The sequence below is a fragment of the Rossellomorea sedimentorum genome (assembly GCF_046237645.1).
Taxonomy (GTDB): domain Bacteria; phylum Bacillota; class Bacilli; order Bacillales; family Bacillaceae_B; genus Rossellomorea; species Rossellomorea sedimentorum.
In genome coordinates this window covers 340001-356441 of record NZ_CP143546.1, presented here as the reverse complement: position 1 = coordinate 356441, position 16441 = coordinate 340001, and the positions used below count along the sequence as shown (strand labels likewise).

The following is a 16441-nucleotide window of genomic DNA, read 5'->3' as shown; positions in this document are numbered from 1 at the left end:
AAACAAGTCGCTTTCCGACACAACCACCCAACTAAACAGCACTACCCCTATAATTCAATCAATGTTTAAAGTGACGAACTCCCGTCATGACCATCGTAATGCCATATTCATCCGCTTTTTTGATGGAGTCCTCATCACGGATCGATCCTCCCGGCTGGATGATGGCGGTGATGCCCGCTTTGGCAGCAGCTTCAACCGTATCGTCCATTGGGAAGAATGCATCAGATGCCAAGGCGGCTCCTTCTGCTTTAACGCCGGCCTGCTCCAGGGCAATTTTGGCGGCACCGACACGGTTCATTTGTCCAGCGCCAACCCCAAGTGTCATATTTTTATCCGCCACGACAATGGCGTTCGATTTTACATGTTTTACGACTTTCCAGCCAAGCTTCATCGCTTCCCACTCTGCTTCCGTCGGCTCACGCTTGGTTGCCACTTTTACGTCAGCATCCTCGAGTGTGAACGCATCGTCTTCCTGAACCAGCAGCCCGCCTTCAATGGAGACAAGTTTGTCTTCCACTTTCTTGGCTGTCTCAAATGGGACTGTCAGCAATCGGATGTTCTTTTTGCCTGTCAGAATTTCCATAGCCCGATCCGTGAACGCCGGGGCAATGATGATTTCAAGGAAAATCTCGTTCAAACGAAGTGCAGTTTCTTCATCGACAGCACGATTCAAGGCTATGATTCCGCCGAAGATGGATGTGGAATCCGCTTCATAGGCTTTCACGAAGGCTGCCTCGATTGTCTCGCCAGTTCCGACACCGCATGGGTTCATATGCTTTACGGCAACGGCAGCAGGCTCATCAAACTCTTTGATGATTTGCAGAGCTGCGTTGGCATCGTTGATATTGTTATAGGATAGTTCTTTTCCATGAAGCTGTCTCGCCATGGCCACAGAGTATTCGGAACCAAGCGGCTGCTTGTAGAAGGAGGCTTTCTGGTGAGGGTTCTCACCATATCTCAGAGTCTGCTTCAATTCATAGGTAACCGTCAGGGCCTCAGGATGTTCTTCACCGGCAAGGTCTGTCATGAATTGTGAAATGTAGGCATCATACGCTGCTGTGTGACGGAACACTTTAGCTGCGAGCTTCTTCCTTAACAGGACAGGTGCTTCCCCATTTGCCTTGATTTCATTGATGACCATGTCATAATCCTGTGAATCGACGACAACGGTTACATACTTGTGATTCTTTGCAGCTGCACGAAGCATGGTCGGTCCGCCGATATCAATATTTTCAATCGCATCTTCTTCGGTTACATTCGGCTTGGCGATTGTTTGCTGAAATGGGTAGAGGTTGACGCAAACGAGGTCGATTGGAAAAATGTCCTGCTCTTCCATCTGCAGGCGGTGCGCTTCCACATCCCTTTTTGCCAGGATGCCTCCGTGGATTTTAGGATGAAGGGTTTTTACTCTGCCTTCCATAATTTCCGGAAAGCCGGTCACTTCCTCGACTCCTGTTACAAAAATGCCGTTATCCAGCAGAATATCCTTTGTGCCTCCCGTGGAGATGATGTCATATCCGAGATCTTGAAGTTCTTTTGCAAATTCGACAATCCCGCTTTTATCCGATACGCTGATCAGTGCTCTTTTTTTCATCTTGGTATTCCTCCCTGTGTTGCAGTATCATCTTAAACTTTGTGTATCGATGTCATGAACAAGTGTGTCAATGTTTCCGGATACAACTGGTGTTCGACATCCTGTATCTTTTGCTGAAGTGTTAGTCTGTTGTCAAAAGGGGAAATTCGGACAACCTCCTGGGCGATGATGGGACCGGTGTCCATTCCTTCATCAACGAAGTGGACGGTCACCCCCGTCACCTTGACCCCGGCATTGATTGCCTGGCCAATCGCATCCTTTCCGGGAAAAGACGGGAGGAGCGATGGATGGATATTCACGATTCTGCCGGGGAAGTGTTCCAGCAGGACATTCCCGATCAGCCTCATGTAGCCTGCCAGGACAAGGAAATCAACACCCCTGCTAGTCAATCTCCCGGCGATCTCCCTTTCGAAATCCGGTTTTGACTTATACTCCTTAGGATTGAAAACAAAGGTCGCGATGCCTGCCGCCTTTGCCCGTTCGATGACAAACGCATCGGGCTTGTCGCAAACAAGCATCTCCACCTTTGCCTGGAGTTTTCCACTATGTACTGAGTCGACAATCGATTGAAAGTTCGTTCCGCTTCCAGAAGCGAACACTGCTATCTTTTTCATTTTCCGTCCCCATTTCTGCCATAACTTTTTTAGAAGGCGAAGCAAAATGGGAGACGTGACAATCCGGCGTCAACCCCATTTTAATCTTCTTGCATTTCCTCTTCAATGATTCGGACTCCATTGCCTGAGGTTACTTTGCCTATCAGGTAAGCCTTTTCACCCATTTCGTTCAAAAACTTCACTGCCTCTTCCGCTTCGGAAGCATCTACGGCAATGACAAATCCAATCCCCATATTAAAGATGTTGTACATTTCTCCGTGAGGAATACTGCCCAATTCTTCCAATACTTTAAATAGTTCAGGAAGTTCCCACTGCGCAGGATTGATATCCGCTCCTAACCCTTCAGGCAGCATCCTTGGAATGTTCTCAATGAATCCCCCTCCGGTAATATGCGACATGCCTTTAATCGAGAACTTCTTCCTGGCCGCCAGCACCGGTTTCACATACACTTTCGTCGGCGTGAGCAATGCCTCCCCGAGCGTGGAACTCAACTCCGGCATATACGTATCCATGTCGTAGGAGTGATTTTCAAAAAATACTTTTCTGACTAATGAGTATCCATTACTGTGTATACCACTGGAAGCCAGGCCGACTAACATATTTCCTTCAGAAATTTCTTCTCCGGTAATGAGCTGGCTTTTTTCGCATGCCCCGACCGCAAAGCCGGCAATGTCATACTCATCAACATCGTACAGACCGGGCATTTCAGCAGTTTCGCCACCCACCAGGCCGGCGCCTGCCAGTTCACATCCGTCCGCTACCCCTTTAACAATGCTTTCTATCTTTTCGGGAACGGCTTTTCCGCACGCGATGTAGTCCAGAAAATATAGAGGTTCCGCTCCCTGCACGATGATATCATTCACACACATGGCCACACAGTCGATGCCGATCGTATCATGCTTATCAGCCATGAACGCAAGCTTGAGCTTTGTTCCGACGCCGTCTGTTCCGGAAACCAAGACAGGTTCTTTCAATCCGAGTTCTGACAGGTCGAACATTCCGCCAAATCCGCCTAAAGAACCTAGCATTCCCTTGCGCTTTGTCCGTTCCACGTGCTTTTTGATCCGGTTTACCGATTCATAGCCGGCATCGATGTCGACACCAGCATTTTTATAAGCATTAGCCATTTACGTTCCTCCTAGCGTACAAGCTCTTTTTCATAAGGATGAAGGGTGTCCGGATAGATTTCAGTCGGATATCTTCCTGTAAAGCAGGCGAGGCAATGCCCCCGGTTTTCAGAAAGATCATTCCTGCCGACTGCTTCCACCATCCCTTCAGTACTTAAGAAGGTCAATGAATCCGCTCCGATGATTTCCCTGATTTCCTCCACCGAGCGGGTGCTGGCAATCAATTCTTCGTGGGTACTCGTGTCAATTCCGTAATAGCATGGATTCTTGATCGGCGGCGAGCTGATCACCACATGGACTTCCGTCGCACCTGCTTCCTTCAGCATGGTCACAATTCTCCTGCTTGTGGTCCCGCGCACGATGGAATCATCCACCATGACGACGCGTTTCCCCTCGACAACGCCCCTTACCGGCGAAAGTTTCATTTTTACACCCTGCTCCCTGAGCGACTGGGAAGGCTGAATGAAGGTCCTGCCGACATATCGGTTCTTGATCAGACCCATTTCATAAGGAATGCCGGATGCTTCCGCATACCCGATTGCACTGGAAATGCTTGAGTCCGGAACACCCGTAACGACATCCGCTTCAATAGGCGCTTCCTTCGCGAGCTGCATGCCCATCCGCTTCCTCGCGCTGTGCACATTGATGCCATGAATATTGCTGTCGGGTCTGGAAAAATAAACATACTCCATCGTGCAGACGGATGTACCGCAGGAAATCGTAAATTTCTCAGAGGAAATACCCTCATCATTGATGACCAGCAGTTCACCAGGCTCCACATCGCGGATGAATTCAGCTCCTGTAATATCAAAGGCACATGTTTCGGAAGCCACACAATAAGAATCTCCGATACGACCGAGTGATAATGGCCTTAACCCGTTAGGATCCAGCGCGACCATCATTTCCGTTTCGGTCATGATGATAAACGCGTAGGCTCCTTTCAGCATCGTCAAAGCATTCTTGACCCGGTCTTTCAAAGTCGGAAACCCGCTTCTTTTGATCAAGTGTGCCAAAACTTCTGTGTCTGAACTTGTTTGAAAAATGCTTCCCTGGCTTTCAAGCTGGTGCTTCAAAGCATTGGCATTCACAAGGTTCCCGTTATGAGCCAAAGCCAGGCTTCCGTTTCCGGAATGGAAAAGGAGAGGCTGGACATTTTCATATCCACCGCCCCCTGCTGTCGCATAACGCACATGCCCGATGGCTGCTTTCCCGTTCAGGCCGTCAATGGCGCCCTGCTGGAAAACTTCTGTTACAAGTCCTTCCCCTTTGACGCCTGTCAGCTTTTCTCCGTCTGTCACCACAATCCCGGCGCCTTCCTGCCCGCGATGCTGCAAGCTGTGAAGACCGTAATATGTCAGTTGAGCTGCATTGCTGCTGCCCCAGATACCAAAAACACCGCACTCTTCATTTAAGCCTTTGATTTCAGCAAGCATGGGATTGCTCCTTTCCAAGCTGATTCCAGTTCTTCCACTGTGGACAGCAGAACGACCCGCCCTTGTGAATCGACAAATTTAAGGTATGCTGATTCATTCACTTCCCCAACCAGCTTTGCATCGGGGATCGTCTGTTGGAGCTGTTCCTGGAATTCTTTTTTCACTGTCACGATAAAGCGCGACTGCGTTTCACTGAATAATTCTGCGGTCAGATTGTCGCCAATTCTGACTGTAGCTCCCAGCCCTTTTGTCCCGAAAGTCGATTCTGCCATCGCCACCGCAAGTCCGCCTTCCGCAATATCATGGGCAGATGAAACAGACCCAGTTCGGATTGCATGGAGCAATGCTTCTTGCCTTTGCTGTTCAACAGCCAGGTCAAGTGCTGGAGATTTGCCGAAAATCTTGCCGTACATCATTTTCTGAAGCTCGCTTCCTCCAAATTCTTCGCGGGCTTCACCAATCACATAAATCAGATCCCCTGCAGCCTTGAACTGCTGAGTCGTGATATGGGAAAGATCTTCAATCAGGCCGACCATCCCGACAACCGGTGTTGGATAAACTGCTTTTCCTTTTGATTCATTATAAAGGGAGACGTTCCCTCCGATTACCGGTGTGGAAAGCGTAAGGCAAGCCTCGCTCATCCCGTCAACGGCTTTTTCGATCTGCCAGAAGATTTCGGGCTTCTCAGGATTCCCGAAGTTGAGGCAGTCTGTGATGGCCAAAGGCACCCCGCCGGAGCAGACGATATTGCGTGCCGCTTCAGCCACCGCAATCTTCCCTCCGGTTTCAGGATCAAGATAAAGGTAGCGGGAGTTACAGTCTGTCGTCATCGCCAGTGCCTTCTTCGTGCCTCTGATTCGGATGACTGCTGCATCAGAACCTGGAGACACAACGGTATTTGTACGCACTTGGTGATCATATTGATCGTATACCCACTCTTTGCTCGCAATTGTCGGCTGTGAAAGCAGGTCTTTCAATGTATTTTTATAATCGATTATTTGCGGAACTTCCCCCTCCATCGCCTGGAACTCCCGAAAATAAGCAGGTTCCTGGGAAGGCTTATGGTACACCGGCGCATCTTCAGCAAGAGCATCGACAGGAACTTCAGCCACGATTTCTCCTCTGTGAAGAAGTCTCAGTGTTTTATCCGCTGTCACGTGTCCGATTGCTACTGCATCCAAGTCATATTTAGAAACAATTTCTTCAATTTCAGCCTCGCGTCCTTTTTCAACGACAATCAGCATTCTCTCCTGAGACTCAGACAGCATCATTTCATATGGAGTCATATCTTTTTCACGCTGCGGGACAAGGTCAAGGTTCATTTCGATACCGGAACCAGCTTTGCTCGCCATTTCAGCCGAAGAACTTGTCAGGCCTGCTGCACCCATATCCTGAATGCCGACAAGCGCATCCGATTTAACCAGCTCAAGGCATGCTTCGAGAAGAAGCTTCTCCATGAACGGATCGCCGACCTGGACCGCAGGACGTTTCTCTTCTGACTCTTCGCCAAGCTCCTCTGATGCAAAAGTCGCCCCGTGAATCCCGTCGCGGCCTGTTTTCGCCCCGATGTACATCACCGTGTTTCCTGTTCCATGAGCGACACCCTTTTGGATGTCTTCATGGTTAATCAACCCAACGCACATCGCATTGACAAGCGGGTTGCCTTCATAAGCAGCATCGAATTGAACTTCTCCACCGACAGTCGGGATCCCGATGCAGTTGCCGTAGCCTGCAATCCCTGCGACTACTTCTTCAAAAAGGTACTTAACACGAGGAGAATCCAGTTCTCCAAAGCGTAAAGAGTTGAGTAATGCGACAGGTCTTGCCCCCATCGAAAATACATCGCGTATAATTCCGCCGACACCTGTTGCCGCTCCTTGATAAGGCTCGATCGCTGACGGATGGTTATGGCTTTCAATTTTGAATACAACTGCTTGTTGGTCTCCGATGTCAACGATTCCAGCTCCTTCTCCAGGCCCCTGAAGGACACGATCTCCTGTAATCGGGAACTTTTTCAGCACAGGCTTCGAATTCTTGTAGCTGCAATGCTCTGACCACATGACCGAGAAAAGTCCAGTCTCTGTATAGTTTGGTGTCCGTCCGAGGATGTTTTCCACCATTGTGAACTCTTCATCCGTCAGACCCATCTCACGGTAGATTTTCTCTTCTTTGATTCGGGCTTCATTCGGTTCAAGCATTAACGGCATGTTGTTCCCTCCAGTGCTTTACAATTGATTGAAAAAGTTTTCGTCCATCGGCACTTCCAAGCAGTTCATCCATTGCGCGCTCCGGATGCGGCATCATACCGAGTACGTTTCCGGCTTTGTTCGTAATCCCGGCAATATCGGCAATACTTCCATTCGGGTTGGTCCCTTCATATGTGAAAACGATTTGGTTATTAGTCCTTAACTCTTCCAATGTGGCCTCATCACAGTAATAGTTGCCTTCTCCGTGTGCCACCGGGATGCTCAGGATTTCACCATTCTTATACCCCCCAGTGAACATTGTGGTGTTGTTCTCCACTTTCAACGGAACTGTGCGGCAGATAAATTTCAACTTTTCATTTCGTAAGAGAGCACCTGGAAGAAGTCCTGCTTCCAGTAAAATCTGAAATCCATTGCAGACGCCAAGGACAGGCTTGCCTGCTTCGGCGGCTTTTACCACTTCGGCCATTACGTTTGAAAAACGGGCGATCGATCCACAGCGAAGGTAGTCTCCATAAGAGAAGCCCCCCGGCAGAAGAATAGCATCATAGTTTTCTAGGTTTTCAGCGTCATGCCACACGTATTCTACTTCTTCGTCAATTTCATCCTTGATGGCATGGTACATGTCGATATCACAATTCGATCCCGGAAATACGATGACAGCGAACTTCATTGGCCAACCAACTCCTCGATTTCATAACGGTAATCCTCAATGACCGGATTAGCCAGCAGCTTGCTGCACATTTCGTCGACAGCTTCTTCTACACTCTTGTCAGAAGGAGAGATTGTCAGTTCCATATACTTGCCGATGCGGACATCTTCCACCTGACTGTAATTCATGCTGTGAAGGGAATTCTGCACAGCTTTCCCTTGAGGATCCAATACGCTCTCTCTTAGTGTGATGAATACTTTTACTTTGTACATGTTTCTTTTCCTCCCAGTCGTTCAAGAATAATAGAATATACATCTGTCAGATTGCCCAAATCCCTGCGAAATACGTCCTTATCAAGCTTCTCGTTTGTATTGATATCCCATAGCCTGCACGTATCAGGTGAAATCTCGTCAGCGAGCAGGATATTGCCTTCACTGTCTTTCCCGAATTCTAATTTGAAATCGATCAGCCTGATGCCGATTTCTGTAAAAATCTCTGTTAATACTGAATTCACTTTCAACCCTTGAGCCCTCAGGAAGTCCACTTCCTCATCGTCTGCCAGCTCAAGCAGTTCAATATGAGCCTCCGTCAGCAGCGGGTCACCGAGCTCATCATCTTTATAGTAAAATTCGACGATGCTTTGCCTTAAAGCTGTTCCTTCTTCCAGACCAAGTCTCTTCGCTAAACTTCCGGCCGCAACATTACGGACCACAACTTCCAGAGGAATGATATCCACCCGCTTCACAAGCTGTTCATTCTCTGAAATTCTCTTGATGAAATGACTCCCGATCCCCTTGTCTTTCAGCTTTGAAAACAGCAAACTGCTAATCTCGTTATTCAACACACCTTTGCCACTTATAACCGCTTTCTTCTCCCCATTGAAAGCCGTTGCCGAATCCTTGTATTCCACCCATACCTCTTCGCAGTTCTCCGTGCTGTAAACCCTCTTTGCTTTTCCCTCGTATAAAAGACCCTGTTTTTCCATCCCGAGATCCCCTTTTCTTTACTGAAAAATCGCTGGCGCTTCACCGCTTTAAAGTACTAAGAGGGACAGTCCCTATTAGTGCTTTAAAGCACTAAACGAACTTTGAATAGTAGCAATCTTCAGTCTATGTTTTGTAAAAAAAGGAAGAGACCCCTCTCTTCCTTTTATAAATTACTTCAATCCACAACGCTCAAAAATGGTATCCACATGCTTCAAATGATGGTTGTAGTCAAAGCAGTCATCAATTTCTGCCGGTGAAAGTTTGGATGTGATGGCCTCTTCCTCTTCGATCAACGACCGGAAAGAAACTTGCTTCTCCCACGCTTCCATGGCTTTAGGCTGTACCGTATCATAAGCCTCTTCACGCGCCATCCCTTTATCGATCAAAGCCAGAAGCACGCGCTGAGAGTAAATCAGACCGAGCGTACGATCCATGTTGCGCTTCATATTTTCAGGATAAACTGTCAGGTTCTTCACGATATTGCTGAAACGGTTCAGCATATAGTTGAGTGCAATCGTCGCATCCGGCAAAATCACTCTTTCTGCTGAAGAGTGGGAGATGTCGCGTTCATGCCAAAGCGGCACATTCTCATACGCCGTCATCATATAGCCTCTGATCACGCGTGCCATTCCCGTCATATTTTCAGATCCGATTGGATTGCGTTTGTGAGGCATAGCGGAAGATCCTTTTTGTCCTTTTGCGAAGAATTCTTCCACTTCCCGTGTTTCACTCTTTTGCAGTCCGCGGATTTCAACGGAAAACTTTTCAATGGAAGTTGCAATCAACGCGATCGTGCTCATGTAATGGGCATGACGGTCACGCTGCAGGGTCTGCGTTGAAACCGGTGCCGGTGACAAACCTAGTTTTTCACAAACATAGGACTCTACGAAAGGCTCGATATTGGCATATGTACCGACTGCGCCGGAAATCTTTCCGAACTCCACGCCTGCAGCTGCCGCTTTAAAGCGCTCCAGATTTCGTTTCATCTCTTCGTACCAAAGAGCAAGTTTCAAACCGAATGTCGTCGGTTCTGCATGAACACCGTGCGTTCTTCCCATCATGACAGTATCTTTGTGCTCAATCGCTTTATTTTTCAAAACCTCAATGAAGGTTTCCAAGTCTTTGGTGATGATCTCATTTGCCTGGCGAAGCAGGTAGGATAACGCCGTATCCACAACATCTGTTGACGTCAGCCCGTAATGGACCCACTTGCGCTCTTCTCCAAGCGTCTCTGAAACCGCTCTTGTAAAAGCAACCACGTCATGGCGCGTTTCTTCTTCAATTTCTTTAATGCGGTCCACGTTAAAACCGGCGTTTTCTCTAATTTTCGCAACATCTTCTTTCGGAATGTCGCCGAGCTCCGCCCACGCTTCACATGCTAAAATTTCTACTTCAAGCCATGCCTGGAAGCGGTTCTCCTCTGTCCAAATCGCTCCCATCTCCGGGCGTGTATAACGTTCAATCATGATTGTTTTCCTCCGATCATTTCTTTACTATTACGGTTCCATATGTCTGATTCATTTACCTGAAGCAATGTGGTCTCTATATCATTCGTCAAAATGGTCACATGACCCATTTTGCGTTTGGCCTTGGCTTCATCTTTTCCATAAAGGTGGATGGACCAGTCTGGCTGAAAAGGAATGCTGTCGATAACCCCCTGCAGGTGCTCTCCCAATATGTTGACCATGACAGCCGGCTTGATGATTTCCGTGCTTTTTAACGGCCAGTTGCAAATCGCCCGGATATGCTGGGCGAACTGGGATGTCTCGCAGGCCTCGATGGAAAAATGGCCGGAATTATGAGGGCGCGGTGCCAATTCGTTCACATAAATTTCTCCTGTTTTTCCAAGGAACATTTCAACGGCCAGTGTGCCGACCATATCAAGCGTCTCCGCCACTTTTTTCGCTGTATTAACAGCCTTCTCATTGTCAGCCGCACTTATTCTTGCCGGCGCAATCGTCTGATGAAGGATGTTGTCCCGGTGAATGTTTTCCACAGCCGGAAATACACTCAATTCACCGGAAGGATTCCTTGTCACAATGACAGATATTTCTTTATCAAAGGACATCCACTTCTCCAGCACGCAAGGTCCGTTAACCAGCAGCCCTGCCGCTTTTTCTATATCACCCGATTCATAGAGGACGAACTGGCCCTTGCCATCGTACCCTCCCCGGGCTGTTTTCAAGACGACAGGATAGCCAAGCTTCTCGGCTTTCTCCCCGATTTCACCTTCACTTATCACAACTTCATATGGTGCAACTTCCACTCCGCCATAAACCAGCGCTTCTTTTTCCGCAATCCGATTCTGGGTGATCCGGATCAATTCTGCTCCCTGAGGGACATAGGCTTTTTCCGAGAGTTCCTTCAACGCTTCATAATCTATATTTTCAAACTCATATGTAATGACATCACTCTGCTCTGCCAGCTTTTCCAATGCTTGTCGATCCTGGTAATCCGCCACGATTACTTCATCTGCAGCCTGGGCACACGGACCATCGCTTCCCGGATCTAATACCACAATTCTAAATCCTGCTTCCTTTGCAGCCAACGCCATCATTCTGCCAAGCTGCCCGCCGCCGATAATACCGATCGTCTGTCCTGGATAGATCACTTTTTTATTCAAGCTCATCACTGCTCTCCATTACTTTGTGTCTAAGGGCTTCCCTGCTGCTGTCCAGCTTATGGGCAACTTCATCGTCCTCTGTGGAAAGGATCTGTGCAGCAAGCAGCCCCGCATTCTTAGCCCCAGCTTCACCGATTGCCACCGTGGCTACCGGTACACCACCAGGCATTTGAACAATGGATAAAAGGGAATCCAGCCCATTCAAGGCCTTCGATTGAACGGGTACCCCGATGACAGGAAGCGTCGTCTTGGCGGCAACCATTCCCGGCAGATGTGCGGCCCCACCGGCACCGGCGATGATCACTTTCAAGCCCCTTTCCCTGGCGCTATCTGCATAATCAAACATCAAGTCAGGGGTTCTGTGGGCAGAAACCACTTTTTTCTCGTAACTGATGCCATACTCATCAAGAATATCACATGCATGCTTCATTGTTTTCCAATCAGAAGTACTTCCCATGACAACTCCCACTTTTGGCTGCATCTTGTTACCTCCTGGAATTTATTTTAGGTTCACAATACAATATTAAAATACAAAAACCCGGATTAACGCTTCTCATGAGAGAAAGCAGTTAACCCGGGCACTACAGACAAGAAACCGGTCCATAAATGGATAGTCCTCGGCCGTATTCTCCAGACAGCTACTTTCCCTCATAGTCCGATCATTTACGGTAACCGGGTAGATACTTATGGGCCATATTCCCAAGATTATATGAGGGTGTTTACTTGTTGATTTCATCATATCAACACTACAGCGCAACTGTCAACGGAAAATCGAACGATAATAGTTTTCAGAAAATTAATGTTCGTATTTCAGTCGATTTTTCTTCCTTCAAATATTATTTTTTGTCTGACAGGCACATATTCCACCTTGCCATTTTTCTTTTCTTCATGAAAAACAGGTTTCTCCATCCTTTTCACAGGAGCATAGCCTTCCTGTTTCATCCTGTCTAGGCAGGCAGCAATACTTTCCTTTTCATCCACTTCAAACATCTTTTTATTTTTACTCATTGGCAGGCAAGTTTTCCTTTCTGATTTTTCTTACGGTCTTCACCCAGAATCCTCCATGAATGGTTTTGGGTTCATAAGCAATGATAAACGCTTTGGGATCCAACTCTTTAATCGTTTGATATAACTTCACTTCGTTCTTTCGTGGCGTGAGGATCTGCATGGCCATCCGGTCCCCCTCAAGCCCATGGGCAGCCCAGTTGGTCACACCGTACCCTTTTGACCTGAGCCTCTCAGGAAGTTCGTTATCGTAATCAGCCGTTATGACATTGACCGTAATATAGCCCAAGGCAAGCTTTTCTTCAATCTTCATCCCCGCGATGACCCCAAGACCATACCCGACTGCATAAGCGACAAGGTTCTGAATCTCATTCAGGTTGTCCAGCACCAGCCCAAGCCCCACAACATAAATGACGACTTCAAACGTACTGACAAACGCTGCAATATACCGGTATCCCTTCAATGTCAGAATCATCCGGATGGTAAAAAAAGAAACATATACTATATTAATGGTCAGAATGATGGCAACCATGATAAAACTGTTATCCAGCAAACTTATTCTCCTCCTCTTCAGGTTTAGACAGCAGCCGTTCCATTTATTCTTGATTTCTACTTACTCTACTAGAACTTTCCCTTTTTGTGAACCGTTAATCCATCAATATGATTTTAAAAGTGCTTAACACCTTATTGATAGTCTGGCAAAAAAGTAACACTATGGGCTATCCCGCCTCATTTCACTACAACACTATCATCATAAATAAGCTGTTTGGATCTTCTTTGTATTGGGCAAACGGTTCACAATACACAAACCCGAACCTCTTATACAATTTCCTGGCCGGTTCAAAAGCCGCCATAGACCCTGTCTCCAGACTCACCCTCGCATATCCTCTTCTCCGCGCTTCGCCGATAATATGTTGCAGCATCTTCTTGGAAACCCCTTTCCTTAAATGAAGAGGGGACGTTTTCATCGACTTAATTTCACCATGCCGCTCATCCAGTTCCTTAAGAGCACCGCAGCCTAGTAATTCATCCCCTTCCCACGCGCTCCAGAATGTAACCTCCGGCTGTCTGAGCCCATCCAGGTTAAGTGCATGCCTGCTTTCTGCCGGAGAATGCTGCTCCATATTCCTCAGGTGGTCCATGATCAACTCCTTAACTTTTGATCCAGATAAATCATCCAGTATGATCTTCATTGCGATATCTCCTTCTTATTAGTGCTTTACAATGATTGAACAATTAGAAAAAGACTGTTTTAGCATAAATTGTTGCTTTCGGAAAAATCCCTAGTGCCGGATTCTTCCTGGTTACAAGGTTTTTCTCTCTTGCTTACCATGATTGTCCCCTTGGAGTATAGCTAGTTCTTATTGTGATTGAAATTAGGCAGCAACAAAGTTTGAGAAGAGAGCCTAGCAAAAAGAAGAGCACCTGCTAAGGCACCCTTCCTATCAGCTGTCTTTTATAAACGTTTTTTGAATGGCTTGTTCAAGAGCACCCTGTTCAACCCTCGATCTTGCATACCTCTTCGTGACATTAATATCTTTATGCCCCGCAAGCCTTGAGACAATTTCAAGGCTCACCCCTTTATCCACCAGCTGCTGGCAAAACGTATGACGAAGTTTGTGAGGGTTGGTATCGTATTTTTTCAGTATATACTGAATCGACCTTTCTGTAAGTCTCTCACTTGCCCTGGACACAAATAAAGCCTCTTTAACAGGGGACGCTTCTGTATGACGTTCCAGATAATATTTCACCTCATCCGATAACGGGATCGTCCTCGGACTCCCTGTTGTAGTTCTCACTTTCAAAAATCCTCGATCCATATCGATATCCGAATGATTCAATGCACAAAGTTCGGACACCCGGATCCCGGTATGCAGCAGCGTATATACAATGGCTGTATTCCGTCCATATCCTTCTTCTTTTACTTTTTTTAATAGAGTTTCACATTGAACCCCATCCAATGATTCGATTTCTACCTTCTTCTCGGCTGTTTTCATATCAATGCCCGTGGTAATTTCCGGCCGCTGAATAAACTTTGAAAAGGTCCGAATCACCCCAAGTATTTTATCAGTGGTTACAGGACTTCTGCCTCTGGCCTCCAAAAACCGGATATACTGCTGAACATCCTCCCGAGACAGCTTCTCCAGGCATAGTCCCTTCTGCAGTAGCCAGTCCTGATATCTAGTCAGTTCTCTTTCATAAGTCGTTACTGTATTCGCTGACTTCCCTTCATTTTTAAGCCAAACTGTAAAATCTTCGATAATTCCAGTGGGAGACTGTTTCAACCCTTGACCCTCCTGAGAAAAATAGACTTGGTCCCTTCATGTTAAAGTTTTCGGAATAGGAAGTCAACTTCTGCGAAAATATCTCTAGCTAAAAAAATGAAGGAAGAGGAATGAGTTTTTAAGGTTGGAGAGGTGGATAAAGATTTCGTGGGAAGCTGATTTAAACAAGTGGGAAGATATTTAAAAGGATCATGTAAGGCTTATTTCAATGGAGTCTAAGGGAGATTAATTTTACCTGGGGTATATTCTTATTAATTTTTCGCACTTCTAGCCCCTCTCTTCTATAAGCTATGAAAAATTGTTTGCTTACGAGGGCTCAACCGGTAAAAATAGCATTCTAGCTTTCTGGAAGACTAACCAAAAAGAGCACCTCCTTAAAGGGACTCTCTCACTTGCCTGGCGACGTCCTACTCTCACAGGGGGAGACCCAACTACCATCGGCACTGAAGGCTCGGCCGGCGATGAGCGGCGAATCTCTTCGTCCGCTTCGCTCGTTCACATCCTCATGGGCAGAGCCCACTCCGGTGTTCTCTCCCTCTCGTCCTCGACCTTCTTGCTCCTCCCCACCCTCGCTCCTGCTCTTGATGGATTTTCAGAACTAAACACATTCTGTCTTTTTCAAAAACTTCAAACAAAAAAAGAGCACCGCTTCGGGTACTCTTTTGATTGCCTGGCGACGTCCTACTCTCACAGGGGGAGACCCAACTACCATCGGCACTGAAGGCTCGGCCGGCGATGAGCGGCGAATCTCTTCGTCCGCTTCACTCGTTCACATCCTCATGGGCAGAGCCCACTCCGGTGTTCTCTCCCTCTCGTCCTCGACCTTCTTGCTCCTCCCCACCCTCGCTCCTGCTCTTGATGGATTTTCAGAACTAAACACATTCTGTCTTTTTCAAAAACTTCAAACAAAAAAAGAGCACCGCTTCGGGTACTCTTTTGATTGCCTGGCGACGTCCTACTCTCACAGGGGGAGCCCCAACTACCATCGGCACTGAAGGCTCGGCCGGCGATGAGCGGCGAATCTCTTCGTCCCCTTCGCTCGTTCACATCCTCATGGGCAGAGCCCACTCCGGTGTTCTCTCCCTCTCGTCCTCGACCTTCTTGCTCCTCCCCACCCTCGCTCCTGCTCTTGATGGATTTTCAGAACTAAACATATTCTGTCTTTTTCAAAAACTTCAAACAAAAAAAGAGCACCGCTTCGGGTACTCTTTTGATTGCCTGGCGACGTCCTACTCTCACAGGGGGAGATCCCCCAACTACCATCGGCGCTGAAGAGCTTAACTTCCGTGTTCGGCATGGGAACGGGTGTGACCTCTTCGCCTTAATCACCAGACTGTATAAACTTGAAAGAACATCGTTCTCTCAAAACTAGATAAAGTATGAAGAAAAGAAAGTATTCCGAGTTTCGCTATTATGCAATCCAGCTCCGGCGGCTAAAGGCTCGGGGTCATTTGTCATCAATCAGCCGAGGGCAAATACCGCCCTCATCTGCTTGCTGCCAGATGCCTGTCGCCTCTGTTCAAGCCGCCTGCGCTTTTTAACGTGGTTAAGTCCTCGATCGATTAGTATCTGTCAGCTGCACGTGTCGCCACGCTTCCACCTCAGACCTATCTACCTGATCATCTTTCAGGGATCTTACTCACATAAAGTGATGGGAAATCTCATCTCGAGGGGGGCTTCATGCTTAGATGCTTTCAGCACTTATCCCTTCCGCACATAGCTACCCAGCGATGCCTTTGGCAAGACAACTGGTACACCAGCGGTGCGTCCATCCCGGTCCTCTCGTACTAAGGACAGCTCCTCTCAAATTTCCTGCGCCCACGACGGATAGGGACCGAACTGTCTCACGACGTTCTGAACCCAGCTCGCGTACCGCTTTAATGGGCGAACAGCCCAACCCTTGGGACCGACTACAGCC

At 47.5% G+C, this 16441-nt stretch carries 15 protein-coding genes, 2 rRNA genes and 1 riboswitch (1 of these 18 only partly in view); all 17 genes read right to left on the bottom strand.

Annotated features, from left to right (window positions below; genetic code table 11):
- Nucleotides 1-58 precede the first annotated feature (58 nt).
- Entirely contained in the window at nucleotides 59-1594 is a 1536-nt protein-coding gene (gene purH / locus V1502_RS01865; protein WP_409252696.1) for a bifunctional phosphoribosylaminoimidazolecarboxamide formyltransferase/IMP cyclohydrolase, read from the bottom strand.
- A gap of 32 nt (nucleotides 1595-1626) precedes the next feature.
- Nucleotides 1627-2208, bottom strand: a complete 582-nt coding sequence (gene purN / locus V1502_RS01860; RefSeq protein ID WP_409252695.1) for a phosphoribosylglycinamide formyltransferase — start codon at nucleotides 2206-2208, stop codon at nucleotides 1627-1629.
- Between the two features lie 80 nt (nucleotides 2209-2288).
- A complete protein-coding gene (gene purM, locus V1502_RS01855; RefSeq protein ID WP_409252694.1) occupies nucleotides 2289-3335 on the bottom strand; it encodes a phosphoribosylformylglycinamidine cyclo-ligase in 1047 nt (348 codons plus the stop codon).
- Between the two features lie 11 nt (nucleotides 3336-3346).
- Complete coding sequence (purF, locus tag V1502_RS01850; protein WP_409252693.1) at nucleotides 3347-4768, bottom strand: amidophosphoribosyltransferase; 1422 nt, start codon at nucleotides 4766-4768, stop codon at nucleotides 3347-3349.
- A complete protein-coding gene (gene purL / locus V1502_RS01845; protein WP_409252692.1) occupies nucleotides 4744-6975 on the bottom strand; it encodes a phosphoribosylformylglycinamidine synthase subunit PurL in 2232 nt (743 codons plus the stop codon). The genes purF and purL overlap by 25 nt, the downstream gene beginning before the upstream one ends.
- Nucleotides 6959-7645 (bottom strand): phosphoribosylformylglycinamidine synthase subunit PurQ, encoded by a 687-nt coding sequence (gene purQ, locus V1502_RS01840; RefSeq protein ID WP_409252691.1) that lies wholly within the window; start codon nucleotides 7643-7645, stop codon nucleotides 6959-6961. The genes purL and purQ overlap by 17 nt, the downstream gene beginning before the upstream one ends.
- Nucleotides 7642-7896, bottom strand: a complete 255-nt coding sequence (purS, locus tag V1502_RS01835) for a phosphoribosylformylglycinamidine synthase subunit PurS (protein ID WP_409252690.1) — start codon at nucleotides 7894-7896, stop codon at nucleotides 7642-7644. Before purS ends, purQ begins: the two co-directional genes overlap by 4 nt.
- Nucleotides 7884-8609, bottom strand: coding sequence for a phosphoribosylaminoimidazolesuccinocarboxamide synthase (purC, locus tag V1502_RS01830; protein ID WP_409252689.1), 726 nt, complete (start codon nucleotides 8607-8609; stop codon nucleotides 7884-7886). The genes purS and purC overlap by 13 nt, the downstream gene beginning before the upstream one ends.
- Before the next feature lie 171 nt (nucleotides 8610-8780).
- On the bottom strand, nucleotides 8781-10076 hold the full coding sequence (gene purB, locus V1502_RS01825; protein ID WP_409252688.1) for an adenylosuccinate lyase: 1296 nt from the start codon (nucleotides 10074-10076) through the stop codon (nucleotides 8781-8783).
- Nucleotides 10073-11239 (bottom strand): 5-(carboxyamino)imidazole ribonucleotide synthase, encoded by a 1167-nt coding sequence (gene purK, locus V1502_RS01820; RefSeq protein WP_409252687.1) that lies wholly within the window; start codon nucleotides 11237-11239, stop codon nucleotides 10073-10075. Before purK ends, purB begins: the two co-directional genes overlap by 4 nt.
- Nucleotides 11226-11714: a 5-(carboxyamino)imidazole ribonucleotide mutase gene (gene purE, locus V1502_RS01815; protein ID WP_409252686.1), complete on the bottom strand. Its 489-nt coding sequence runs from the start codon at nucleotides 11712-11714 to the stop codon at nucleotides 11226-11228. The genes purK and purE overlap by 14 nt, the downstream gene beginning before the upstream one ends.
- Nucleotides 11715-11864: 150 nt before the next feature.
- Nucleotides 11865-11966, bottom strand: a riboswitch (purine riboswitch).
- Between the two features lie 77 nt (nucleotides 11967-12043).
- A complete protein-coding gene (locus V1502_RS01810) occupies nucleotides 12044-12241 on the bottom strand; it encodes an NETI motif-containing protein (protein ID WP_409252685.1) in 198 nt (65 codons plus the stop codon).
- The gene (locus V1502_RS01805; RefSeq protein ID WP_409252684.1) at nucleotides 12234-12791 is read right to left on the bottom strand and encodes a DUF2179 domain-containing protein; all 558 of its coding nucleotides are present in this window, start codon (nucleotides 12789-12791) and stop codon (nucleotides 12234-12236) included. The genes V1502_RS01810 and V1502_RS01805 overlap by 8 nt, the downstream gene beginning before the upstream one ends.
- Nucleotides 12792-12975: 184 nt before the next feature.
- Complete coding sequence (locus V1502_RS01800) at nucleotides 12976-13431, bottom strand: GNAT family N-acetyltransferase (protein ID WP_409252683.1); 456 nt, start codon at nucleotides 13429-13431, stop codon at nucleotides 12976-12978.
- Between the two features lie 252 nt (nucleotides 13432-13683).
- Nucleotides 13684-14523: a tyrosine-type recombinase/integrase gene (locus V1502_RS01795; protein WP_409252682.1), complete on the bottom strand. Its 840-nt coding sequence runs from the start codon at nucleotides 14521-14523 to the stop codon at nucleotides 13684-13686.
- Nucleotides 14524-15739: 1216 nt separating this feature from the next.
- Nucleotides 15740-15856, bottom strand: a 5S ribosomal RNA gene (gene rrf, locus V1502_RS01790).
- A gap of 209 nt (nucleotides 15857-16065) precedes the next feature.
- Nucleotides 16066-16441 (bottom strand): 23S ribosomal RNA (locus V1502_RS01785); it runs 2559 nt beyond the window's last position.

Bases quoted from the DNA above. Each gene is read 5' to 3' on its own strand.
- purH (WP_409252696.1), bottom strand. From the start codon at position 1,594: ATGAAAAAAAGAGCACTGATCAGCGTATCGGATAAAAGCGGGATTGTC.
- purN (WP_409252695.1), bottom strand. From the start codon at position 2,208: ATGAAAAAGATAGCAGTGTTCGCTTCTGGAAGCGGAACGAACTTTCAA.
- purM (WP_409252694.1), bottom strand. From the start codon at position 3,335: ATGGCTAATGCTTATAAAAATGCTGGTGTCGACATCGATGCCGGCTAT.
- purF (WP_409252693.1), bottom strand. From the start codon at position 4,768: ATGCTTGCTGAAATCAAAGGCTTAAATGAAGAGTGCGGTGTTTTTGGT.
- purL (WP_409252692.1), bottom strand. From the start codon at position 6,975: ATGCCGTTAATGCTTGAACCGAATGAAGCCCGAATCAAAGAAGAGAAA.
- purQ (WP_409252691.1), bottom strand. From the start codon at position 7,645: ATGAAGTTCGCTGTCATCGTATTTCCGGGATCGAATTGTGATATCGAC.
- purS (WP_409252690.1), bottom strand. From the start codon at position 7,896: ATGTACAAAGTAAAAGTATTCATCACACTAAGAGAGAGCGTATTGGAT.
- purC (WP_409252689.1), bottom strand. From the start codon at position 8,609: ATGGAAAAACAGGGTCTTTTATACGAGGGAAAAGCAAAGAGGGTTTAC.
- purB (WP_409252688.1), bottom strand. From the start codon at position 10,076: ATGATTGAACGTTATACACGCCCGGAGATGGGAGCGATTTGGACAGAG.
- purK (WP_409252687.1), bottom strand. From the start codon at position 11,239: ATGAGCTTGAATAAAAAAGTGATCTATCCAGGACAGACGATCGGTATT.
- purE (WP_409252686.1), bottom strand. From the start codon at position 11,714: ATGCAGCCAAAAGTGGGAGTTGTCATGGGAAGTACTTCTGATTGGAAA.
- V1502_RS01810 (WP_409252685.1), bottom strand. From the start codon at position 12,241: ATGAGTAAAAATAAAAAGATGTTTGAAGTGGATGAAAAGGAAAGTATT.
- V1502_RS01800 (WP_409252683.1), bottom strand. From the start codon at position 13,431: ATGAAGATCATACTGGATGATTTATCTGGATCAAAAGTTAAGGAGTTG.